General features: G+C 67.0%; 19 protein-coding genes. 6 read left to right on the top strand and 13 right to left on the bottom strand.

Annotated features, from left to right (window positions below; genetic code table 11):
* From ahpF to lysA, 3 genes are all read right to left on the bottom strand, one after another.
* Positions 1–1,566 (bottom strand): alkyl hydroperoxide reductase subunit F, encoded by a 1,566-nt coding sequence (ahpF, locus tag I7X43_RS07600; RefSeq protein ID WP_198100302.1) that lies wholly within the window; start codon positions 1,564–1,566, stop codon positions 1–3.
* 207 nt (positions 1,567–1,773) lie between these two features.
* Positions 1,774–2,337, bottom strand: a complete 564-nt coding sequence (ahpC, locus tag I7X43_RS07595; protein ID WP_198100301.1) for an alkyl hydroperoxide reductase subunit C — start codon at positions 2,335–2,337, stop codon at positions 1,774–1,776.
* A gap of 99 nt (positions 2,338–2,436) precedes the next feature.
* On the bottom strand, positions 2,437–3,708 hold the full coding sequence (gene lysA / locus I7X43_RS07590) for a diaminopimelate decarboxylase (RefSeq protein ID WP_198100300.1): 1,272 nt from the start codon (positions 3,706–3,708) through the stop codon (positions 2,437–2,439).
* Between the two features lie 81 nt (positions 3,709–3,789).
* Between lysA and I7X43_RS07585 the strand changes: the two genes are divergently transcribed.
* Entirely contained in the window at positions 3,790–4,710 is a 921-nt protein-coding gene (locus I7X43_RS07585; RefSeq protein WP_198100299.1) for a LysR family transcriptional regulator, read from the top strand.
* Here the strand turns inward: I7X43_RS07585 and I7X43_RS07580 are convergent.
* The 5 genes from I7X43_RS07580 to I7X43_RS07560 all read right to left on the bottom strand — a co-directional run bounded on the left by I7X43_RS07580 (position 4,680) and on the right by I7X43_RS07560 (position 12,229).
* Entirely contained in the window at positions 4,680–5,849 is a 1,170-nt protein-coding gene (locus I7X43_RS07580) for a hypothetical protein (RefSeq protein WP_198100298.1), read from the bottom strand. The genes I7X43_RS07585 and I7X43_RS07580 overlap by 31 nt on opposite strands.
* A gap of 26 nt (positions 5,850–5,875) precedes the next feature.
* A complete protein-coding gene (locus I7X43_RS07575; RefSeq protein WP_198100297.1) occupies positions 5,876–6,661 on the bottom strand; it encodes an outer membrane lipoprotein-sorting protein in 786 nt (261 codons plus the stop codon).
* A complete protein-coding gene (locus I7X43_RS07570) occupies positions 6,658–9,156 on the bottom strand; it encodes an RND transporter family protein (RefSeq protein ID WP_198100296.1) in 2,499 nt (832 codons plus the stop codon). Before I7X43_RS07570 ends, I7X43_RS07575 begins: the two co-directional genes overlap by 4 nt.
* A 12-nt stretch (positions 9,157–9,168) precedes the next feature.
* Positions 9,169–10,323, bottom strand: a complete 1,155-nt coding sequence (locus I7X43_RS07565; RefSeq protein WP_198100295.1) for a glutamyl-tRNA reductase — start codon at positions 10,321–10,323, stop codon at positions 9,169–9,171.
* Positions 10,324–10,405: 82 nt separating this feature from the next.
* Positions 10,406–12,229, bottom strand: a complete 1,824-nt coding sequence (locus I7X43_RS07560) for a sensor histidine kinase (RefSeq protein ID WP_198100294.1) — start codon at positions 12,227–12,229, stop codon at positions 10,406–10,408.
* Between I7X43_RS07560 and I7X43_RS07555 the strand changes: the two genes are divergently transcribed.
* The gene (locus I7X43_RS07555) at positions 12,213–12,851 is read left to right on the top strand and encodes a LuxR C-terminal-related transcriptional regulator (protein ID WP_198100293.1); all 639 of its coding nucleotides are present in this window, start codon (positions 12,213–12,215) and stop codon (positions 12,849–12,851) included. The genes I7X43_RS07560 and I7X43_RS07555 overlap by 17 nt on opposite strands.
* A 9-nt stretch (positions 12,852–12,860) precedes the next feature.
* Here I7X43_RS07555 and folE2 read toward each other — a convergent pair whose 3' ends face one another.
* From folE2 to I7X43_RS07535, 4 genes are read right to left on the bottom strand one after another with little or no spacing between them, the layout of a single operon-like run.
* Positions 12,861–13,658 (bottom strand): GTP cyclohydrolase FolE2, encoded by a 798-nt coding sequence (gene folE2, locus I7X43_RS07550; protein WP_198100292.1) that lies wholly within the window; start codon positions 13,656–13,658, stop codon positions 12,861–12,863.
* A gap of 7 nt (positions 13,659–13,665) precedes the next feature.
* Positions 13,666–15,534: a 1-deoxy-D-xylulose-5-phosphate synthase gene (gene dxs, locus I7X43_RS07545; RefSeq protein ID WP_198100291.1), complete on the bottom strand. Its 1,869-nt coding sequence runs from the start codon at positions 15,532–15,534 to the stop codon at positions 13,666–13,668.
* A 2-nt stretch (positions 15,535–15,536) separates the two neighbouring features.
* Complete coding sequence (locus I7X43_RS07540) at positions 15,537–16,421, bottom strand: polyprenyl synthetase family protein (RefSeq protein WP_198100290.1); 885 nt, start codon at positions 16,419–16,421, stop codon at positions 15,537–15,539.
* Positions 16,418–16,654 (bottom strand): exodeoxyribonuclease VII small subunit, encoded by a 237-nt coding sequence (locus tag I7X43_RS07535; protein WP_198100393.1) that lies wholly within the window; start codon positions 16,652–16,654, stop codon positions 16,418–16,420. Before I7X43_RS07535 ends, I7X43_RS07540 begins: the two co-directional genes overlap by 4 nt.
* Positions 16,655–16,885: 231 nt before the next feature.
* Here I7X43_RS07535 and I7X43_RS07530 point away from each other — a divergent pair, with 231 nt between their 5' ends.
* The 4 genes from I7X43_RS07530 (at position 16,886) to I7X43_RS07515 (ending at position 20,300) form a co-directional block, all read left to right on the top strand.
* A complete protein-coding gene (locus tag I7X43_RS07530; RefSeq protein WP_198100289.1) occupies positions 16,886–18,004 on the top strand; it encodes an aromatic ring-hydroxylating oxygenase subunit alpha in 1,119 nt (372 codons plus the stop codon).
* Positions 18,001–18,951 carry a DMT family transporter gene (locus I7X43_RS07525; protein WP_246480231.1) on the top strand — a complete coding sequence of 317 codons (951 nt, stop codon included), beginning with the start codon at positions 18,001–18,003 and terminating at the stop codon, positions 18,949–18,951. The genes I7X43_RS07530 and I7X43_RS07525 overlap by 4 nt, the downstream gene beginning before the upstream one ends.
* Positions 18,944–19,801: a sulfurtransferase gene (locus I7X43_RS07520; RefSeq protein ID WP_198100288.1), complete on the top strand. Its 858-nt coding sequence runs from the start codon at positions 18,944–18,946 to the stop codon at positions 19,799–19,801. The genes I7X43_RS07525 and I7X43_RS07520 overlap by 8 nt, the downstream gene beginning before the upstream one ends.
* Positions 19,802–19,865: 64 nt before the next feature.
* Positions 19,866–20,300 carry a universal stress protein gene (locus I7X43_RS07515; RefSeq protein ID WP_198100287.1) on the top strand — a complete coding sequence of 145 codons (435 nt, stop codon included), beginning with the start codon at positions 19,866–19,868 and terminating at the stop codon, positions 20,298–20,300.
* Between the two features lie 43 nt (positions 20,301–20,343).
* Here I7X43_RS07515 and I7X43_RS07510 read toward each other — a convergent pair whose 3' ends face one another.
* Positions 20,344–21,111, bottom strand: a complete 768-nt coding sequence (locus I7X43_RS07510) for a ZIP family metal transporter (protein ID WP_198100286.1) — start codon at positions 21,109–21,111, stop codon at positions 20,344–20,346.
* Positions 21,112–21,134 lie beyond the last annotated feature (23 nt).

The raw sequence follows: 21,134 nt of genomic DNA, 5'->3' as shown, positions 1-21,134 counted from the left end.
TCAGGTGCCCACCGGCATCCGCATGAGCGCATCAAACGCACCCAGCGCTGCCTTGGCGCCGTCACCGGCCGCAATGACGATTTGCTTGAAGGGCACCGTCGTGCAGTCCCCCGCAGCGAACACGCCGGGCACCGAAGTCGCCCCCTTGGCGTCCACGACGACTTCGCCAAATCGGCTCAGTTCCACCGTGCCTTTGAGCCATTCGGTGTTGGGCACCAGACCGATCTGAACGAAAACCCCCTGCAGCGGCACGAGGTGCTCGGCCTCGGTCTTGCGGTCCTTGTAGCGCAGGCCATTGACCTTGCCGTCCGCGCCGGTGATCTCCATCGTCTGCGCGTGGGTGTGCACGGTGACGTTGGGCAGGCTCTTGAGCTTCTTGACCAGCACGGCATCGGCCTTGAGCTCCGGCATGAACTCGAACACGGTGACGTGACGCACGACGCCGGCCAGGTCGATGGCGGCCTCCACGCCGGAGTTGCCGCCCCCGATCACGGCCACATCCTTGCCCTTGAACAAGGGGCCATCGCAGTGCGGACAGTAAGCCACCCCCTTATTTTTGTACTCCTGCTCGCCCGGCACGTTGACATTGCGCCAGCGCGCACCGGTGGAGAGGATGACCGTCTTGCTCTTGAGCGTCGCTCCGCTGGCGAGTTGCACCTCGATCAAGCCCCCAGGCTCGGCTGCGGGCACCAGCTTGTCGGCACGCTGCAAGTTCATGACGTCCACGTCATAGGCTTTGACATGGGCTTCCAGCGCCGCCGCGAACTTGGGGCCATCAGTCTCCAGAACCGAGATGTAGTTCTCGATCGCCAGCGTGTCGTTGACCTGGCCACCGAAACGCTCGGCCGCCACCCCCGTGCGAATGCCTTTGCGCGCGGCATAGACCGCAGCCGCCGCGCCAGCGGGCCCGCCCCCCACGATGAGCACGTCGTACGGGGCCTTGGCGCTGAGCAGGGCCGCCTCACGGGCTTGGGCACCGGTGTCCAGCTTGGCCACGATCTCTTCGAGCGCCATCTTGCCCGCGCCCCAGATCTCACCATTGAGCACGACACAGGGCACGGCCATCACGTTGCGGGCCGTGACCTCGGCCTCGTACAGGGCGCCGTCGATGACGGTGGTCTGCACCCGCGGGTTCAGCACCGCCATCAAGCTAAGCGCCTGCACCACATCCGGGCAGTTGTGGCAGCTCAGGGACATATAGACCTCGAAGCGATAGTCGCCGTCCAAGGCCTGGATCTGCTCAATCACCGCAGGCGCCACCTTGGGCGGATGCCCGCCCACCCACAGGAGCGCCAGCACCAGAGAGGTGAACTCATGGCCCAGGGGAATCGCCGCAAAGCGCAGGTTCATCGCCGTGCCCTGGCGCTGCAAGCTGAACGAGGGGCGCCGGGCGTCCTGGCCGTCGGTGCGGAGCTGAATCTTGTCGGACATCGCAGCGATGTCCTGCAGCAGCGCCAGCATCTCCTGGCTGCTGCCCGAGTCGTCGAGCGTGGCGACGATCTCAAAAGGCTGCGTCACGCGCTCCAGATAGGCCTGGAGCTGGGTTTTCAGGGCGGCGTCGAGCATGGTGGGCGTCCGGTTGAGGCGAGCTCAGCCAGCAGCCCCAATCATGAGGCCGCGTGCTGATGAAAATTCAAAAGCAAAAGCATCAGAAAAAGCGCGAGAGCAGCCGTCGCGAGCGGGTCGAGGTTGGCTCTGCAGCGCACAGCCGTACTCCCGTACGGCGAGCACCGCAGGCCCAAGATCGGCCCGCGCAGTCGGCTGATCCGTGCTTTAGATCTTGCCGACCAGGTCGAGAGAGGGCGTGATCGTCTTGGCACCCGTGTCCCACTTGGCCGGGCACACTTGACCGGGGTGGGTGGCGACGAACTGGGCGGCCTTGAGTTTGCGCAGGGTCTCCTTCATGTCACGGGCGATGGCGTTGTCGTGCACTTCGGCGGTCTTGATCTGACCTTCGGGGTTGATCACGAAGGTGCCGCGCAAGGCCAAGCCTTCTTCCGGGATGTGCACGCCAAAGGCGTTCGTCAGCGCGTGGGTCGGGTCACCCACCAGCGGGAACTTGGCCTTGCCCACGGCCGGGCTGGTCTCGTGCCACACCTTGTGCGCGAAGTGCGTGTCGGTGGTGACGATGTAGATCTCGGCGCCCAGCTTTTGGAACTCGGCATAGTGCTCAGCGGCGTCTTCCACTTCGGTCGGGCAGTTGAAGGTGAAGGCTGCGGGCATGAACACCAGCACCGACCACTTGCCCTTCAGGCTTTCGTCGGACACGGTCACGAACTGGCCGTTGTGGAAAGCATCGGCCTTGAACGGGGCCACGGTGGTGTTGATCAGGGACATGAATCACTCCTCAGGGGTGGGTTGGTATGGAGTGAACTGTATCGACTGCACGCACTCGTTAGTTTTGATTAATTAAATGACCGCCATCGGAAAAGGCGATCAAACCGCCTCCAGCGCCAGCAGCTCCTCCACGCTTTGGCGACGGCGGATGAGTCGGGCCGTCGCCCCGTCCACCAGCACCTCGGCGGCCAGCGGGCGACTGTTGTAGTTGCTGCTCATGGCGCTGCCATAGGCCCCCGTGTGATCGACCACCAGCAGATCCCCCACCACCGCCGGCGGCAGGGGTTGCGGGCGCAACTCGCCGCCTTCACCCTGCGTGAAGACATCGCCGCTTTCACAGAGCGGACCTGCCACCACAGTGGGCTGGAGCGCGCCCGCGCTGCGCTCGTCCGCCGGGATCAAACGCAGGCCGTGGTGCGCGCCGTACATCGCCGGGCGCATCAACTCGTTAAAGCCGGCATCCACCAGCACATAGTCCACCGCGCCCTGACGCTTGACGGCGCGGACCTCGGTCAGCAGGCACCCCGCCTCGGCCACCAAGAACCGGCCCGGCTCGATTTCCAGGTGCAGCGGGTGGCCAAACAAGGCCTCCGCGGCGCGGCGGGGTGCATCCCAGCAGGCAAAGTAGTGATCGGTATCGACCGCCGGGTCGCCCGCGCGGTACGGAATGGACAAGCCGCCGCCCGCAGACACGGCGTGAACGTCCATCCCGGCCGCGTGGACCACCGTCAACGCCGCCAGCATGGCGGCCCCGACTTGCGCCAAATGGCCATAGTCCACCCCCGATCCGATGTGCATGTGCAGCCCCAACAGGCGCAAGCCCGTTGCTCGGATCACCGCCAAGGCTTCAGCCAATTGGGTGTGCCAAATCCCGTGCTTGCTGCCCTCCCCACCGGTGTTGGTTTTACGGCTGTGGCCGTGGCCAAAACCCGGGTTCAGCCGCAGCCAGACCGCGTGGCCCGGGCTGCGCGCCCCGAGCTGATGCAGCATGTCCAGGGAGCCGCAATTCACCACCAAGCCCTGCTGCACCACGAAGTCCAGGCTTTCGCGGTCGAGCAGGTCGGCGGTGTAAACGATCTCCGCCGCTGCGGCCTCCGCCAGCGGAGCGCGGGCGGCCCCTCCGCAGTAGCCAGCGGCCAGCGCGCGCAGGGCTTCGCCTCGACTGACGGCATCCACCTTGACGCCCAGGCTGCGCATCAGGCGCAACACATGGGTGTTGGGATTGGCTTTTTGGGCGTAGCGGATGGCGTCAAAGGCCCGCAACCGCTCGACCTGCCGTCGAATGGTGGGGGCATCCATCACCCACAGCGGGGTGCCATGGGTGTGGGCCAGGGTCTGGAGGGTGCGAGGTGAGAGATCCAGTGTGTTCATGGCTGCGAGCATGCGCCGCCCAATCCATTCAGTCCAATACTTATTTTTTGCCTGTCAATCCATTTTGGATATGCTGAGAGCATGCCCATGACCCACCGCCAGATCGACGTGTTTCGCGCCTTGATGCAAGCGGGGGGCGTGAGTGCCGCAGCCCAGGCCCTGAACAGCAGCCAACCCACGCTCAGCCGTGAGCTCGCCCGCATGGAGCAGCAACTGGGCTACGCCCTCTTTGAGCGCACTGGGGGGCGATTGCGGGCCACCGCCGCTGCCCACAGCCTGTTTGAAGTAGTGCAGCAGCACTACCAAGGGCTGGCGGCCGTGCAATCGCGGGCCCTGGCGCTGGCGCAAGCCGAAGCCCAGCCCCTGCAGGTGCTGGCCCAACCCGCGCTGGCCCACGCCCTGGTGCCCGCAGTGCTCAAAAGGTTCGCCCTGGAGCACCCCGAAGCGCACGTCGACCTCACACCTGCCGAGGGCATGTCTCTGGTGGAGGCCATGGCCGCCCAACGCTTTGATGTGGCTCTCACGGAACAGGTGCAGCCCCCGCCCGGCTGCGAAAGCGAGCCGCTCTCCGAAACGGCGGAATTGGCCGTGCTGCCGGCACACCACCCCTTGGCCCAGCGTGCGCGCCTGAGCCTGACCGACTTCGGGGGGCAACCCTTCATCAGCTTGGCGGATGACGACCCCTACCGGCGTCAGATCGACGCCGCGTTTGCGGCCGCAGGCGTCGCGCGCGTGCTGCGGCTGCAAACCCACAGCGCGGTAGCGGTATGCGCCCTGGTGGCGGCCGGCTTGGGTCTGTCCATCGTCAACCCGTTCACTGCACGGGCCTGCGCCGGCCCGGAGCTGGTCGCGCGGCCTTTGGACTGGACCTTGCCCTTTCGCTTGACGCTCCTGCGCCCGCTGCAACGCCCGCGCCACCGGCTGGCCGCCCCGTTTGAGGCGGCGCTGCGGGCGACACTCCAGGAGCCGCCTCAGGCGCCCCGCCAACGCAGGCGCACATAGGCGCCATCGTTGACCGCCCAGGCGTGCCAGAACTGCCCAGAGCGCCCCTCTACAGCCTGCCACCCCGCTTCGGTTTCCCACTGCCCCGCCCAGGACTGAATCCAAGCAATCCGCAGCAGGCTCTCGCCGCGGCGCCCCACGGCTTCCAACTGCAGTTGGCGCCCATCATCCCCGCGCCATTGCAGGCGCCCCAGCCACTGGCCATCCAAAGCCCGGCGCAGGTCGGGGCCGAGGCTCGACCGCTCGCCGCGGCTGTCCTGCCACTGCAAGAGCCCGTAAACGCTGCCCTCACCCCAGGCCCATTCGCGGTCCACGCTCAGCACCCACTGGGTGAACGCTGCCCCGCCCGACTCGCCGTTCGCCCCCTTCCAAAAGCGCGCCAGTTCCGCCCGGATGAAGCTCTGGCCATCCAGCGGCCGCAGGGCCTGCAGCACCAGGCTGTGCTGGCGCGGCTGCCACGCCTGCAAGCCATTGGGCGTCGCGCTCAAGACCGGCGCCACGCTGGGCCCGTGGGCGGCCACCCAGCGCCACTCGGCCCCTTCGGCCGTGCGCCAGCGAGCGCGCAGGGCCAGCAAGCCGCCCGGCGAAGCCGGTTGCGCCCACACCAGCCCGGGGGGAAGGGGCATCGCCCAGGCCCCGTGGGGCAGCGGTGCAGCCTCCGAGCGAGCCAGCAGCGCCTCCAGCTCGGCGGCCCCGGACTGCCAGCGCACGGTGCCGCCCCACAGGGCGCGGTGCACGGGGCGCGTCGGGTCGGTGGCATCGCGCGGGTTGACGAGATCCCCAGGGCTGACCGTGTCCGTCAAGGCCCAGGCCCACACCTGCCGCCCCAGTCGCCACTGCCACGAGCCGCCGGCTCTCGGCGCGCCAGCTCCGACTGCTTCCCCCTGAAGCCAAACTTCACCCAAACGCAGCCCCGTCCCCTGCCCCTGCCGGGCCTGAGCATCCACCCGCAGCCGGGCTTGGCGGACCCAGGACTGGTTCGACCCGTCCTGCGCGTTCGTCTCCCACTCCCACTGGGCCCGCAGGCCCGCTTCGCGCTGGCCTGACGGCGCCCACAAGGCCAGCGCCTCCATCTGGGGAGCGCTGAGTCCTTGAGCCAGCACCGAACCCGGGAGCCCCAAGGCCAGGGCGACGCTCATCCCCCAAGGCCTCCAACGCAGCGCGTTCATGCGGCCAGCTGGGCCTGAAACCAAGCCTCGGTCAGGTTCAAGCCAAACTGGCGCTGCTCGACCTCAAACAGGCTTCGCCCGCCGGCCACGCTCACCACCACCCGGTCCGCGCGCCAGCGCCCGCCCGGCCCCACCTGAAGACCGTCCTGGCGCTGCGTTTTGAGCCAGCGCCCCGCCGCGTCGAAGTAATCCACTTGGGCCAAGCCCCCTTCGGCCGTCACCTGCAACACCCGACGCCCATAACCGCTGGCGGTGCCCGCGCGCGGCTGGGCTTCGATGCGCCCGCCCTCCAGCGCGCGGTACTGCCAGTCCGCCACGGCCTCGCCCAGCAATTGACGGTTGTCCTCAAACGTCAGGTCCGTGCCCCCGAAGCTGCGCGCCTCGCGATCCCCCGCGATACGCCGGGCCTGCGGCCAACTGGGCATGCGCAGCGCCATGAGCGCGGGCTTGCCGGGCGACTGTTCGATCAGCAGGCTCAGGCCCTTGTCCAACGCCGGCTCCAGGAAGCGAACCAGCACGATGAAGCCGCCATCGGGACGAAAGCGCAGGCTGCGCTGCAAGCGCTTGAGCTCGGGCGCTTGCCCCTCCCGCTCAACACGCACGCGCACCGTTTCCTGCTCGGTCTCAACACCCAGGCGGTAGCGCGCCCACAGGTCGCGCACCGTGCCCAGGGCATCGTCCGCGTCGCGGGCCCAGGCGCAAGGGCCCGTCAAGACGGCGAGGGTCAGCACCGCTTGGCGGCGGCTGGTGCCGCCAGTCGATAGGGAAACAAGACCGCTCATGCGCTCAGCTCCGGTTGGGTTTGGGGGGCGGACGCGCGGCGACGCACGCAGTGGCGCAGCACGCCCGTCATCAAGAAGAGCACGCCAAAGGCGCAGGCCAACAGCAGCAAGATGAGCAGAAGACCGAGGCGTTGGATGGGCACAAAGCTGGACATCAACAGCAGGCTGAAGCACACGGTGTTGAGCTTGGCGTCAATCACCGTGACCTGCCCCCGCTCGGCCAGCGCCTCGTGAAGCGCGGCCTCTGCATCCCCCCGCTGGGCCAGGGCTTGGCGGAAGTCTTCCAGCAAGTAAAAGCCGAAGTCCACCGCCGCGTTGATGCCCAAGGCGGTGGCGCAGGCCGTGGCTTGGTCCAAGGGCAAGCCAAACAGGGCCATCACCACGATCACCAGGGCGTAGGCGAACACAAACGGCAGGCAAAGCGCCAGCGCTCCGCGCCAAGGCGACAGCTGCGAGCCGGCAGAGCCCCCTCGCTGAGCCCACACCAACCAGAACCAGCAAATGCCCAGCACCAGCGGGAACGAGAGCAGCACGTTCAGCGGCTTGCCTTGGCTGATGTACTCGTCGGTCTGGTGATAGGTGTGCAACCGCCCAAAGGGCAACACCCGCAGACGCGGAAACTCCGCCTGGGCCAGCTGCATCACGGCGTCGGCAAACTGCCGCAGGTCGCGCGAGTTGTCTGCCGCGTGGGCGGCGAAGACCACCACGCCATCGCGGGCCCAGAAATAGTCCGCCAAGGCCGCGTCGGCGAAGTCCCAGCGAATCAGTTGCAACTGCTCGTGGGCTTGCGCCGTGCTGGCGGGCAACGCACCCAGCCCATCGCCCACCAGGGGTAGCCCCTCCGTCTTGGCCTGCACCTCGGCAAGCTTGTCCAGCACCGAACGCACCGGCAGGGCTCCCGGCAGCATGGCCATGCGGCGCTGCAGCGCGGCCACATCGGCCAAAAACTGCGGGTCGGTCACCTCACCGCCACCGCTGGGCTGGGCCAGGAAGTTCAGGCGGGCAAAGCCCAAGCCATCCGGGCGATTGAGCAGGTGGCGGGCCCGGTCCACGATGGTGCCGGGCAGGTAGTCGATGGGGCGCTCCTGCACGGCAATCCAGCGGGCTTCGGCGGGGTGACGGGCATCGTGCACCACCACCCCCAGAGCCGCCGCCAGGCTCAGCCCCGTGAGCCCGAGGGCCAGCGCCAGCCCCCGCTGCGGGCCCAGGCGCTGCAGCAGCGCGTAAGCCATGCGCGGCACCCGCCGGACCGCCCGTTGATAGGCCTGCATGCCGGGCCAGCGCCCCGCCAACTCTTGCGGCCGTCCGCCCAGCCACACATGCATCGCCGGCAGGAGGGTCGAGACCATCAAGCGCTGGGTCAGCAAGCCGATGGCACTGAGCACGCCCACCTCCAGCAGCCCCCGAATGCCAATTTGCGGCAGGGTGGCGAAGTTCAGCACAGCAATGGCAATCACCACGTTGAAGCGGGCCTGCTGCGGACGCACGCGGCGCCAGAGTTCGGCGGCATCGGCCTCGGGGTCCGCGCGCCATTGCTCGTTGAAGGCCTCAAACGCGCGGACGAACAGCGACAAGCCCGAAACGATCAAGGCCGACATCACGAGCAGGAAGTACACGCGCTCATACACCGGGTGCCCCCAGAAGCGCAGCCCCCAGTCCGCCATCAAGGTGATGGAGCCCCGTGCCACCACAAAGGAAATCAGGATCAAGCCACTGACCTGCAGCGCCTGGCGCCAGGACCCCAGCGAGAACACCGCCGCCAGCGTGGCCAGCAGCAGGCCGAGCGTGGAGTAGCGCATCACGTCCGAAATCAGCGCGTAGTGCATCAAGCCGCGCGCCACAGACCAACCGCCCAAGGAGACATTGGCATACGCGGCAACCGGTTGAATGTCCCCCTTCCAGAGCAACCACTCCAGCTTGGAGATGCTGCGCTGCTCCAGGTGCTCGGCGATCCGGTCCACCACGCCCTGCTCGTCATAGTCGGCAGGCAGAAACACGAGGATCTGCGTGTGGTCAAACGCCGGACCCACCAGGGTGCCGAGGACGCTGCGGTCGGCCGCAACACCGGCACGCCAAGCCGCCAGGTCAAAGTCGGTCCGGGCCAGGCGCGCCGCGCTGAGCCAAGGTTCGCTGCGCAGCGTGGCCCCGTCGGCCTGGTAGTCGACGGCGTTGCGCGCCAGGCTCCACACCCTGCCCTCGGGGAACAGGGCCTGGGCCTCGTCGGTCAGCCGCAGCACCTGATCCAGGGCCGCCCGGTCCATGCCCTGCGGAAAGCTCAGCACCAGGCTGAGGGCTTCGCCCTGGTTGACGAAGCTGCGGTCTCGCGCTTCGGCATCCCAGCGGGCGTAGCGGTTGTCTGTGTCGAGCAGGGCGTCCTGCACGATGCCGGCCGACGGCACCCGCAGGTTGAGCACCGCGAAGAAACCCGTGAGCAACAGAGCCAGGGCGCAGAGCACGGCGGCCATGCGCCGCGACTGAAACAAAGAATGGGCCATGGACTGAGCTCCTTAGGCGCGGGCCAAGGGGGATGCCGCCACCGACAGCCGCGGCTCCAGGCCCAGCGGGCGCCCAAAGCAATGCGGCGCGGGCAAGCCCACGCCCAGCTCAGCAAAGGCTTCGGCCACCACAAACTGATTGAAGGCCGAGACCTCAAACCAATCTCGGCGCAGGGCCAGGCTCGAATGACGCCGGAAAATCGTGTGGTGCAGCGCCATGGCTTCGGCGAAGCAGCCGAACACCGTGCCACGCGACAGGTGAAGGCGCCGCCAGCCCAAGGGGCCCAGGCCGTAGCGCAAGCCCGCCGCGTGCGCGTTGCCCGCGTCCTGCCGCAGCACCCAGTCCTGGCAAGCAGCCAGCGCCGCGGGCTCGACATTGGCAGGCTCCGACACGTCCACCACCACCAGGGAGCCCGAACCGCGGCGCAGGCCCCGCAGGCGTTCGGCGGTGAGCTGGGCTTCAGGGCTGTGGCTGCAGGTGATCACCAAGTCCACGGGACCGATGTCCGCCAGGCGATTGCGGGCCGGCAGGCCGCTCTCAGCCGACCAATCGGCCAGCAGCTTGTCCGTCGGGCCCCACCCGACGACGTCATGGCCCAGGCCGGCCAAGTGGGCCGAAACCGCGCGGCCCAGAATCCCATAAGGCGCCACGACGAGGATGCGGGGGCGCGCTTGAGCACACAGCTTCAGGGCCCGTTCGGCATCCTGCGCCAGCAGCCAGGCCGTGCCGTTGTCACCGATGGTGAACACCAGCTCCGGGAACATCGCTTTGAGCTCGCCGCCATCCCGCCCGAACAGCCGTTTGGTCGAGGCCGCCAGCAGCACCACGCGCGCCCCCTGCTCTTGCGCCCAGCGCACGCAGTCGATGAACAGCTCACGCGCCAACTTGCGGCCGTCGCGGGTGAGCAGCTCGGCGGCTGTGATGTTGAAGCCGCGCACTTGCGCCTCAATGCCCTGCAGGGACACCCGCGGCCCACTGGCATGCTGCTCGCGCAGCTGCGGGACGGCAAAAAAGCGCTGCCGCTCGGCCTCGTCGCGCACGTTGGTGATGAAAACCACGTCCAGCCGCGGCTGCGAGCTCAGCGCGCGCCAATGGCGTGCCCCATGGCTGACGTGAAGGGCGGCCCGCCAAAGCGTGGCCGGGTGGGGGAGAAGGTGTTTCAGCATGCAGCCATGCTAGAAATCACCCCCCTTCAAGCCGATACGGTATCCACCGTAATCGTGGGTTGAATCGCTGCCCTTGGTCGCCTCAGTCCGGCACCCAGACTGCAAACCGGGAACCGCGCCCGGGGCGGCTGATCACCTGGAAGTCGTAGCCGCACTGCGCACACAAGCCCTTGACGATGAAGAGCCCGAGGCCGTAGCCCGGGTGTTCGGTGTCGCCCCGCTCAAAGGGGCGCTGCAGTCGGTCCAATTGCGCGGCCGTCAGACCGGGCCCGGTGTCCCAAACCTGCAGCCACCAGCCGCCGCTGCGCCGGCGTGCGGCCAGGAGCACGCCCCCGCGCTGGGTGTAGCGCACGGCATTCCCCACAAGGTTGTGCAAGATGCGCGCGAGGATGAGCTGCGAGCCCTGCAAGCTGCCACCCGGTGCGCGCACCCGAAGCTGCAGGCCACGGGCTGACGCCGCGGCGTGGTGACCCGCGGCCACTTCCTCAAGCCAAGCCGCCACCGAGAGCCGATCGGGCGTGGGTGGCAGCTCCGCCCGGGTTTGCTCAATCAAATCGCCCAGCAGGGTTTGGGCATAGGCCACCGTGCGGTCCAGGTGCTGGGCAATGGCCGTCGGGGCGTCGGTCCGCTTGAGCGCCTCGATGGCAAAGCGCAGCGACGCCAGAGGCTGCGAGATGTCGTGGCTGGCCCCAGCCAAGCGCAAGCCCTGCCGCTGCGCCAACTCCAGTGCGGCGCGGCGCTGCGACTCCGCCTCGGCCAATTCCTCCGCCTCGGCTAGGCGGCGCATGCGCTGCTCGGCCAGGCGCTGGGCCTGCTCGCGCGCCCGCTGCACCAGGGCCGCGGACAGAAACGCAGCTTCCAACGCCAAACCAATCTTGGGGAACTCGATGAAGTCCAGCGCCGGCAACGGGTTGCGCCCCAGCACGCCCAGGCCAAAGAGCACCACGGTCCACACCATGAGGTTCAGAACGCCCAGGCCGTAGAGCGCCGTCCCCGCGAGACCCTGGCGCCAGGCCCGCCAGGCGGCCCCCAGCGCCAAGGGCACATAGGCCAGCGCCAGGGCCACAGCCCAGGTGTCGTGAACGTCGGGGTACAAGGCCAGCAAGGCCAGCGCCATCCAGACCTGATGGGCAAGAGCCACTCGAGGTTGCGACCGGGGCAACTGCAGGAAACGCAGCGCAAAAAAGGCATGGGCCACCAGACCCAACATGCCCAGGACCCGCGGGGCCACCTGGTTCCAGCCCGCGGCCTGGGGCCACAGCGCGGCGAAGGCATACCCTTCGGTCTGCAGGAGCGACCCCACACCGGTGAGCAAGACCAGGCCATAGGCCCCATAGGCGCGGTACGCCGCCCCGGGCGCCACCCGGCTCATCACCAACACCAGCACCGCCAGGCTCAACAACACGCCGAACAGCAGGCCGTTGATCAGGTCCACCCGGCCTTGTCGGGCCCGTTCGGCATCGGGGCTGAGTAGACGCGGCTGCAGCACCCCCTCGGCATGGACCCGATAGTTCAGCCACAGGGTCTGCAAGCCCGGCTGCAGGGGCACGGGCAGCGCCAACCGAGGGGCTTGGATGGGCCGGTCCGAATACGCCGCGCCGGCATCCAGCTCCAGGAGCCGGCGCGGTGCCGCCCCGGGATGCTCGATCCACAGGGCCAGGTGCTCCACGTCCGGCACCCCCAGCGCCAATCGTCGCTCCAGGGCCTGCTGGGCCTCCAGGTCAATACGCAGCCAACGCCCGTGCACCGCGCCCCACTCTGGGCGCTCGGAGCGGCCGCACGCCGCCAGGGTTTGGGATTCAAGCGCTGCGGTACAGACCCCTGTCTGCGGGGCCGCCTGCGCCCATCCTCCATAGAATCCCAGCGCCCCCGCCAACCCCAGCATCAGCATGACGATGACGCGCACCAGCGCCCCCACTGCGACGGTACGACTGCTGCTGGCGGACGACCATGTCATGTTTCGGGAGGGCCTCAAACTCTTGCTGGGCCTGGAGCCCGGGTGGCAAATTGTGGCGGAGACGGCCACGCTGGAAACCCTTCAAGCCCTGGTGGCCGAACACCAACCCGACCTGCTGCTGCTGGACTACCACATGCCCGGCGGCGACAGCGCGGCCCTGGCGGCCTGGCTGAAGCAGCGCCACCCCGCCCTGCGCATCGTGGCCCTCACCGGGGCGCAATCGCCGGTGGTGTTGCGACAGCTGGTGGATCTGGGCCTCCACGGGGTGCTGCCCAAGGCCGGCAGTGGCACCGACCTCATTGAAGCCCTCAAGCGCGTCTTGCGCGGCGAGCACGTCATCGAGCCGGGCGTACAAAGGGCGGCCGACACCACCCAATTGGCACTCACTCCCCGCGAGCTGCAAATCACCCGGATGATTTGCGAAGGTCAAAGCAACGCGCAGATGGCCGAGCACCTGCACCTCTCGCCCAAGACCGTGGACAAACACCGCGAGAACCTGATGCGCAAGATGCAGGTCAGCAGCGCGGCCCAGCTGGTGGGCAAGGTGCGCGACTTGCGGCTATTCGAGTGAGGCCTGCCCTCAGCGCTCGATGACCGCAAACGCCGAGTGCGCGTGAATCGACTCGAAGTTCTCCACTTCAACGCGGTAGTGCCCGATACGGGGCTCTTTGTTCAAGCGCAGCGCCACTTCACGCACCAGGTCTTCGACAAAACGGGGGTTCTCGTAGGCCCGCTCGGTGACCCACTTCTCGTCCGCGCGCTTGAGCAGCGGCCACAACTCGCTGGAGGCCGACTCCTCGGCAAAACGCACCTGCTGCGCGAACGGCAGGTCGTCCCCCAGCAGCTCCGCCCGAATCGTGACCAGCGAGCGCTGGTTGTGAGCGCCGTAATCACTGATTTCCTTGGAGCAAGGGCACAGCGACTTGACCGGCACCGCCACTTCTTGCCACAGCCGCGTGTGCCCTTGGGCATCGGTCTCGACGATCCAGCGCGCCTGGTGGTCCAGCCGGCTCTCAATGCCCGACACCGGCGCCCGCTTCTTGATGAAGAACGTGAAGCTCACCTCGCTGCGCCCACTGACGGCCCCCAGGAGGTTCAGCATGTCGACATGGCGGGCCCGCAGCAGGGCGGCATCGAAGGCCAAATCGGCCCCCGCTTCCAGCCATGCCACGAAGCGCGACATGTGCGTGCCCTTTTTCTCGGCGGGCAGGGCCACATCCAGGGACCATTCCCCCACCGTGCCCTGCATCTGGGCACCCAGTTTGAGCTGCAGCGGAAAGCGCACGCGTTTGACGCCCACCTGCTGAATGGCCAAGTGGCGCTCATCGCGCTCGCTTTGCGTGTCGGGGATGGGATGGTGCAAGGGCGTCGGGCTCATCAAGCGTTTATCCATTCAGACGGGCCCAGCGCGCCCGGATCTGGCGCTCCAACCCCTCGGCATCCAGGCCGCAGCGCGCCATCAGCAGCGCCGGGTCCCCGTGTTCGACGAAGGCATCGGGCAGGCCCAACTGCAGCACCGGCACGGTCAGGCCGACCTGCTGCAGGTGCTCCAGCACCGCGCTGCCGGCGCCACCCATCACGCAGCCGTCCTCGACGGTCACGAGCAGACGGTGCTCACGCGCCAGCTGCTCGACCAGCTCGGTGTCCAGTGGCTTCACGAACCGCATATTGGCCACCGTGGCATCCAGGCGTTCAGCCGCCTGCAGCGCTGGGTAGAGCAAGGTGCCAAACGCCAGGATCGCGATGCCGCCCTGGCCCGCACGGCGCTGCTCGCCCCGGCCCCAGGGCAGGACCGCGAGATCCCGGCCGGGGTCGGCGCCGCACCCGGCCCCGCGCGGGTAGCGTACGGTGACCGGGCCGCGGTGTTGGTAGCCCGTGGACAGCAATTGGCGGCACTCCCGCTCGTCGGCCGGGGTCAGCACGGCCATTTTCGGGATGCAACGCGTGAAGGCGATGTCGTAGTTGCCGGCGTGGGTCGCCCCATCGGCCCCCACCAGGCCCGCGCGATCCAGCGCGAACAAAACGTCCAAATCCTGCAGCGCCACATCGTGGATGAGTTGGTCGTAGGCCCGCTGCAGAAAGGTTGAATAGATCGCCACCACGGGCTTGAGCCCCTCGCAGGCCAGGCCGGCGGCGAAGGTCACCGCGTGCTGCTCGGCAATCCCCACATCAAAGTAGCGCGTCGGGTAGCGCTTGTGAAACTCCACCATGCCGGAGCCCTCGCGCATGGCGGGGGTGATGGCAACCAATTGGGGGTCGGCCTCGGCTTGATCGCACAACCAGCTGCCGAAAACCTGGGTGAAGCTGGTCTTGGGCGCTTTGGCCGGCGCCTCGATGCCCTTCACGGGGTCAAAGGGCGACGGGCCGTGGTACTTCACCGGGTCGGCTTCGGCCAGTTTGTAGCCCTGACCCTTCTTGGTGATCACGTGCAGGAACTGCGGGCCCTTGCGGTGCTTGAGGTTCTCCAGCGTTGGGATCAAGGCGTCAAGGTCATGCCCGTCGATCGGACCGACGTAGTTGAAGCCAAACTCCTCAAAGATGGTGCCGGGCACAAACATGCCCTTGGTGTGCTCTTCAAAGCGGCGCGCAAACTCATAAAGCGGCGTGTTCTTCAGCACCGCCTTGGCCCCTTCGCGCACGTCGTCGTAGAGCCGGCCGCTCATGAGACGACTGAGGTACTTGTTCAGCGCCCCCACCGGCGGGCTGATCGACATGTCGTTGTCGTTGAGGATGACGAGCAAATCGCCCATCAGGCCCCCATGGGCCACGCCCGCGTTGTTCAAGGCTTCGAAGGCCATACCCGCAGTCATGGCCCCATCGCCGATCACGGCAATCGCACGGCGCTCCTCGCCCTTGAGCTTGGCCGCCATGGCCATGCCGTGGGCGGCGGAAATGCTGGTGCTGCTGTGTGCCGTGCCAAAGGTGTCGTACTCGCTTTCATCCCGGCGCGGGAAGCCGGACAAGCCCCCGAACTGGCGCAGCGTGTGCATGCGCTCACGCCGCCCGGTCAGAATCTTGTGCGGGTAGGTCTGGTGGCCCACGTCCCACACGATGCGGTCGCGCGGGGTGTCAAACACCGCGTGCAGCGCAATCGTCAGCTCGACCGTGCCGAGGTTGCTCGAAAAGTGACCGCCCGTCTTGGAAACGGAATCGACCACGTATTGGCGCAATTCGTCGGCCAAGCGGTGCAGGTCGGCCCGGCTCAAGGCCTTCAAATCGGCCGGGCTGTGAATGGTGTTGAGCAAGCTGTCCATGTTCAATGTTCTCGCGCCACGACCACATCGGCCAGCTCACGCAGGCGGCGCACCGCCAGATCCGGGGTGCGCGCCAGGGCTTCGAGCGCCTGCGCGTGCAGTCGATCGGCAAAGCGGCGCGACGCCTCCAGCCCGAGCACACTCACATACGTCGGTTTGTTGGCCTCGCCATCCTTGCCAGCTGTCTTGCCCAGCGTGGCGCTGTCTTGGGTGACGTCCAAGATGTCGTCCACCACCTGGAAGGCCAGCCCCAAGGCCTGGCCGTAGGTTTGCAGCGCCTGCCACTGTGCCGCAGGGGTCTGGCCACAGGCAGCGCCCATGAGCACGCTGGCCTCCAGCAGGGCGCCGGTCTTGAGCCGGTGCATGGCCTGCAACTCCGCCTCATTGAGCGTCTGGCCGGTGGCCGCCAAATCGATGGCCTGACCGCCCGCCATGCCGGCATAGCCCGAGGCTCGCGCCAGCAGGCGGCAGAGCTGGGCCTGCAGTGCCGGCTCCACGCCAGTTTCGGGCGTCAACACTTCGAACGCCAGGGCCTGCATGGCGTCGCCCGCGAGCATGGCCTGGGCCTCGCCGAAAGCGACATGGACCGTCGGCTTGCCGCGGCGCAGCACATCGTTGTCCATGCAGGGCATGTCATCGTGGATCAGGGAGTACGCATGGATGAGTTCCACCGCCACAGCAGCTCGCTCCGCAGCACCGCGGTCGCCCCCCACGGCCTCGCAGGCTGCCAGCGCGAGCAAGGGACGCAGGCGCTTGCCGCCCCCCAGCACCCCGTAGCGCATGGCCTCACCGAGCCCGGCCGGTGCATCCGCACGCACCCAGGCATCCAGCAGCTGCTCACATCGGGCCCGCTCCGTTTGCGCCCAGGTTTGAAAGTCCGCGCTCATGCGGATTCCTCTCGCCAGGGCTTGAGGCTGCCGTCTTCCAGCACTTTGACTTGCTGCTCGACCGCCTCCAAGCGTTCTCGACAATAGGCAAGCAGGTCCGAACCGCGTTGGTAACCGGTTAGCAGTTGATCCAGCGGCAGGGCCCCCGACTCCAGACTGCCGACCAGTTGTTCCAACTCGGTCAGGGCCGCTTCAAAGCTCGCGGGGGGGGTGGGCTTGACGCTCTTGGGCATGAACGAGCCAGACTCAGACAAAAGCGGGCGATTGTAGGTTCGGGGGCTCAGCCCCACAGTTAGACAGGCCTCCTCCCGGCCCCCTGCCCCTCGGGTTCCCCCGGATTGGTAGAATCGTCGGTCCCGCCCGCCGCTTCCCAGCGGGCATGCCTGCCCGGCTTTTGCCGGGTTTTGTACGTTCAGCGGCGCAGACTGCGCGCGGAACGGGTGTCTTGGAGGAACCCTTGGATCATGTCGGATCTGAGCCTGGCCATCGGGGCGCTGAAAAACAGTAGCACCACTCAGCTTCACGTTTCTGCTTACTTCGATCAAGCGCTGTATGAGCGCGAGATGGAGCGCATCATCCGGCCTGGACCCCGTTACGTCGGGCACAAGTTGGCCGTGCCCGAAGTGGGGGATTACTTCGCCTTGGCTCAGGAAGGTGAAGGCCGCGCGCTCGTGCGCGGACACGATGGCATCCAACTGATTTCCAATATTTGCCGACACCGCCAGGCGGTGATGTTGAAAGGCCGAGGCAACAGCGGCGCCAACATCGTTTGCCCGCTGCACCGCTGGACCTATGGACTGCAGGGTGATTTGGTGGGCGCGCCGCACTTTCCCGAAGACCCTTGTTTAAACCTAAACAAGTGGAACTTGCGGGAATGGAATGGCCTGCTGTTTGAGGACAACGGTCGCGACATCGGCGCGGACTTGAATTCGCTCCAGGTGCTGAAGGATCTGGACTTCAGCGGCTATGTGCTCGACAAAGTCGAAATGCACACCTGCAACTACAACTGGAAGACCTTCATCGAGGTCTACCTGGAGGACTACCACGTGGGGCCGTTCCACCCCGGCTTGGGCAATTTCGTCACTTGCGACGACTTGGCTTGGCAGTGGGGTGGCGAGTTCTCGGTGCAAACGGTGGGCGTCAATGCCAACTTGGCTGTGGGTCGAAAGGCCGGCTCCAAGGTGTACAGCCAGTGGCACGACCAGTTGCTGAAGTTCCGGGGCGGCCAGCCGCCGCAGCAAGGCGCCATCTGGTTGACCTACTACCCGACCCTCATGGTCGAGTGGTACCCCCATGTGCTCGTGGTCTCCAACCTGTACCCGATGGGCCCAGAAAAGACGCTGAACGTGGTGGAGTTTTTCTACCCCGAAGAAATTGCCGCCTTCGAACGGGAATTCGTGGAAGCCCAGCAAGCGGCCTACATGGAAACCTGCATCGAAGACGACGAGATCGGCGAGCGCATGGATGCCGGCCGCAAGGCCCTCTTTGCCCGGGGCGACAACGAAGTGGGGCCCTACCAGACGCCCATGGAAGATGGCATGAAGCACTTCCATGAGTGGTATCGCGCCAAGATGGCCCTTTGAACCGCGCGTCCAACAACCAGCGCCCTTCGGGGCGCTTTTTGCTGGCCTCCAGCGCGCTGCGCATGCTGGGGGCCACGCTGTTGTTCAGCTTGATGGGTTTGTGCGTCAAGCTGGCCAGTGCGCATTTCAGCGCCGCAGAAATCGTGGCGGGGCGCGGGCTCATCGGGGTCCTCCTGATCGCTGCGCTGGCCCGGCACCAGCGGGTGCCCCTGCGCACCAAGCTTCCCGGGATGCACCTGTGGCGCGGCACCATTGGCGTGGCCGCGCTGTGTTTGTGGTTTTGGGCCATCTCGGGCCTGCCCCTGGCCACAGCGATGACCCTCAACCAAATGAGCGCCATTTGGATGGCGCTTTTTCTGCTCGGTGGCGCTGTGTTGATGGGTGCGTCGCGCCTGGATCCGCGACTGCTCGCCACCGTGCTGGTGGGGTTTGTGGGCGTGGCCTTGGTCCTTCAGCCCACGTTTGAACGCAATCAATGGCCTTGGGCCCTGGCCGGGCTCGCCTCGGGGGTGCTGGCCGCCGTGGCCTACCTGCAGGTAACCGCCCTGGGGCGCGCCGGCGAGCCCGAGCTGCGCGTGGTGTTTTACTTTTCCCTGGCCGGCACAGGTGCCGGGGGCGCGCTCATGGGCATCGTGCCCTCCACGACCGAGCTCCGCGCCTGGACGTTGGAGAGTTTTGCACTCCTGGCCGCAGTGGGGCTGACGGCCTCGGTCGCGCAAATCCTCATGACCTCCGCCTACACACACGGCAAAGTGCTGGTCAATGCCAGCTTGAACTACAGCGGCATCGTGTTTTCTGCCCTGCTCGGCTGGTGGATGTTTGGCGAACAACCCGGTTGGATCGCGACACTGGGCATTGCCCTCATCATCGGCGCAGGGTGGACCGCCACCGCCCTCAGGACCCAGCAAACTTCACGCACCCTGCCCTCGGATTTGCACAATGAATGACCTCACGCCCGTGTTGATTGAAGCCAGCGCCCTGCGCGAAACCCTGCGCGGGCCCCATCCCCCCTTGGTCCTGGACTGTCGGTTCGAGTTAAGCAACCCGGCCAGTGGGCGGGAGTCCTTTGCGCAGGGCCACATCCCCGGCGCCTTTTACCTGCACCTGGATGAGGACCTGAGCGGACCCAAGGATGTGGATGGCCACTTCCGAGGACGGCATCCACTACCCACCCGCGAAGACTTTGCGGCCCGCCTCGCCGGCTTGGGCTGGCAGCCGGGTCGACCGGTCGTGGCTTATGACGCCCAAGGCGGGATGTATGCCGCGCGACTCTGGTGGATGCTGCGGTGGCTGGGTGAAACCCAGATCCAGCTGCTCAATGGCGGGTGGGGGGCCTGGCTGGCCGCCGGCGGTGATTCCGCGCGGGAGACTGCCATGCCGCAGGCCGCACCCGTGCCCCTCAGCTTGCCGCCTGAGGGCATGCGAACGACGACGGCCGACCAGGTGCAAGCGCAACTGGGTGCCGTGCTGCTTGTCGATGCCCGGGGGCCAGAGCGCTACCGAGGTGAAGTGGAACCCTTGGACGCACAACCGGGGCACATCCCGGGGGCCGTGAATCGCCCCTTCGGTCTGAACTTGCAGGCCGATGGTCGCTTCAAGCCCGCCGCACAGCTGCGAGCCGAATGGGTGCAGCACGGGGCGGTGAACGGCGCCACCGTGCACCAGTGCGGATCGGGCGTGACCGCTTGCCACAACCTCTTCAGTCAAGCCCTCGCCGGGCTGGGCGAGGGCGTGCTCTACCCCGGCTCCTGGAGTGAGTGGTGCCGGGACCCGCGGCGGCCCGTAGCGATGGGTTGACGAACCGCAAAGCGCGCGGTCAACTCACGCGGCACACTGCGCCGGCTCACTGGAGGATTGGCCTATGTACGCACGCATTTTGGTTACAACGGATGGTTCGGAAATCACGGCCTTGGCGGTTCAGCAGGCAGTGGAATTGGCGCAACGCTTGGGTAGCCAGTTGTATGCGCTCACGGTCACCGAGCCCTATCCCTACAGCCCCCTGGCTGAAACCCAGCCCATCAGCCCGCAAGAGCACCTGGATGCGGAGTTGCGCGTCGCCAACGAGCGTTTGCTGGAGGTCCAGCGCGTGGCGATGGCCGCCGGCGTGCGCTGTGAATCCAGCAGCGTCGAAGGCACCCAGCCGTGGCGTTCCATCGTCGACCATGCTGAGCGCCTCAAGGCCGACCTGATCGTCATGGCCAGCCACGGTCGCCGCGGCGTTTCCGCCCTCCTTCTGGGCAGTGAAACCCAAAAGGTCCTCACGCACAGCAAGATTCCAGTGCTGGTCGTGCGCTAAGGCACGCGTTACGCCACCCCGGCTGGGCGGCCCTCAGTGGCCCTCAGTGACCATTTGGCAGGGCGAACGTCGCCGCCAAGCCCACAGCCAGCCAGAGCAACTGCGAGGCGGTGGCGCGCCACGGCAGGCGGCGTTGCAACTGGGGAATCAAGTCGGCCACGGCCACATAGACAAAGCAGGAGGCGGCCACCACCATCAGGTAGGGCAACAGCGCCGAAAACGGCTGGATCAGGTAGTAACCCAACACGCCACCCAGCACGGCCGCAAGCCCCGACAACAAGTTGTAGGCCAGCGCCCGCGCCCGCGTGAACCCGGCGTTCAGCAGCACCAAGTAGTCCCCCACTTCCTGGGGAATTTCATGAGCGATGGCGGCCAAGGCGGTCATCCAGCCCAAATGAGGGTCGGTCAGGAACGCCGCGGCGATCAAGACCCCATCGCAGAAGTTGTGCACGCTGTCACCCACCAGCACCGCCAAGCCACCGCGCCCCGCTTGGTCTCGGTCGAAGTGATGGTGATGCGCATGACCATCCCCTTCGTGGTGGTGGGTGTGACGGTACAACTCCACCTTTTCCAGCAAGAAAAAGAACAGCAAGCCGCCCAGCAAGGTCAAAAACAGCGCATGGGTGGAGGCTGCGCCTTCAAAGGCTTCCGGCAAGACGTGGCCCAGCGCGGTCCCCAGCAGCACGCCAGTCGACAGGCTCACCAGGTGCGGCACCACACGCGACAGCAACGCCGTTGACAACCCGGCCGCGACCAGCACTGACAACACGCCACCAATCAGGGTCGCAAGCAGGATGAACGTCAGGGTCATGGAGGCAGGGCCACAGGGACAGA

Source organism: Inhella gelatinilytica (assembly GCF_016093295.1).
GTDB lineage: Bacteria > Pseudomonadota > Gammaproteobacteria > Burkholderiales > Burkholderiaceae_C > Inhella > Inhella gelatinilytica.
Note: the sequence above shows the minus strand (reverse complement) of the source record. Positions and strands in the feature narration are given on the sequence as shown.

What these genes read in the sequence shown, in the direction of transcription:
- ahpC (WP_198100301.1), bottom strand. Translation starts at nt 2,337, where the DNA reads ATGTCCCTGATCAACACCACCGTGGCCCCGTTCAAGGCCGATGCTTTC.
- I7X43_RS07535 (WP_198100393.1), bottom strand. Translation starts at nt 16,654, where the DNA reads ATGCCCAAGAGCGTCAAGCCCACCCCCCCCGCGAGCTTTGAAGCGGCC.
- I7X43_RS07585 (WP_198100299.1), top strand. Translation starts at nt 3,790, where the DNA reads ATGCCCATGACCCACCGCCAGATCGACGTGTTTCGCGCCTTGATGCAA.
- lysA (WP_198100300.1), bottom strand. Translation starts at nt 3,708, where the DNA reads ATGAACACACTGGATCTCTCACCTCGCACCCTCCAGACCCTGGCCCAC.
- I7X43_RS07510 (WP_198100286.1), bottom strand. Translation starts at nt 21,111, where the DNA reads ATGACCCTGACGTTCATCCTGCTTGCGACCCTGATTGGTGGCGTGTTG.
- folE2 (WP_198100292.1), bottom strand. Translation starts at nt 13,658, where the DNA reads ATGAGCCCGACGCCCTTGCACCATCCCATCCCCGACACGCAAAGCGAG.
- I7X43_RS07540 (WP_198100290.1), bottom strand. Translation starts at nt 16,421, where the DNA reads ATGAGCGCGGACTTTCAAACCTGGGCGCAAACGGAGCGGGCCCGATGT.
- I7X43_RS07565 (WP_198100295.1), bottom strand. Translation starts at nt 10,323, where the DNA reads ATGCTGAAACACCTTCTCCCCCACCCGGCCACGCTTTGGCGGGCCGCC.
- dxs (WP_198100291.1), bottom strand. Translation starts at nt 15,534, where the DNA reads ATGGACAGCTTGCTCAACACCATTCACAGCCCGGCCGATTTGAAGGCC.
- I7X43_RS07515 (WP_198100287.1), top strand. Translation starts at nt 19,866, where the DNA reads ATGTACGCACGCATTTTGGTTACAACGGATGGTTCGGAAATCACGGCC.
- I7X43_RS07580 (WP_198100298.1), bottom strand. Translation starts at nt 5,849, where the DNA reads ATGAGCGTCGCCCTGGCCTTGGGGCTCCCGGGTTCGGTGCTGGCTCAA.
- I7X43_RS07575 (WP_198100297.1), bottom strand. Translation starts at nt 6,661, where the DNA reads ATGAGCGGTCTTGTTTCCCTATCGACTGGCGGCACCAGCCGCCGCCAA.
- I7X43_RS07570 (WP_198100296.1), bottom strand. Translation starts at nt 9,156, where the DNA reads ATGGCCCATTCTTTGTTTCAGTCGCGGCGCATGGCCGCCGTGCTCTGC.
- ahpF (WP_198100302.1), bottom strand. Translation starts at nt 1,566, where the DNA reads ATGCTCGACGCCGCCCTGAAAACCCAGCTCCAGGCCTATCTGGAGCGC.
- I7X43_RS07520 (WP_198100288.1), top strand. Translation starts at nt 18,944, where the DNA reads ATGAATGACCTCACGCCCGTGTTGATTGAAGCCAGCGCCCTGCGCGAA.
- I7X43_RS07555 (WP_198100293.1), top strand. Translation starts at nt 12,213, where the DNA reads ATGACGATGACGCGCACCAGCGCCCCCACTGCGACGGTACGACTGCTG.
- I7X43_RS07530 (WP_198100289.1), top strand. Translation starts at nt 16,886, where the DNA reads ATGTCGGATCTGAGCCTGGCCATCGGGGCGCTGAAAAACAGTAGCACC.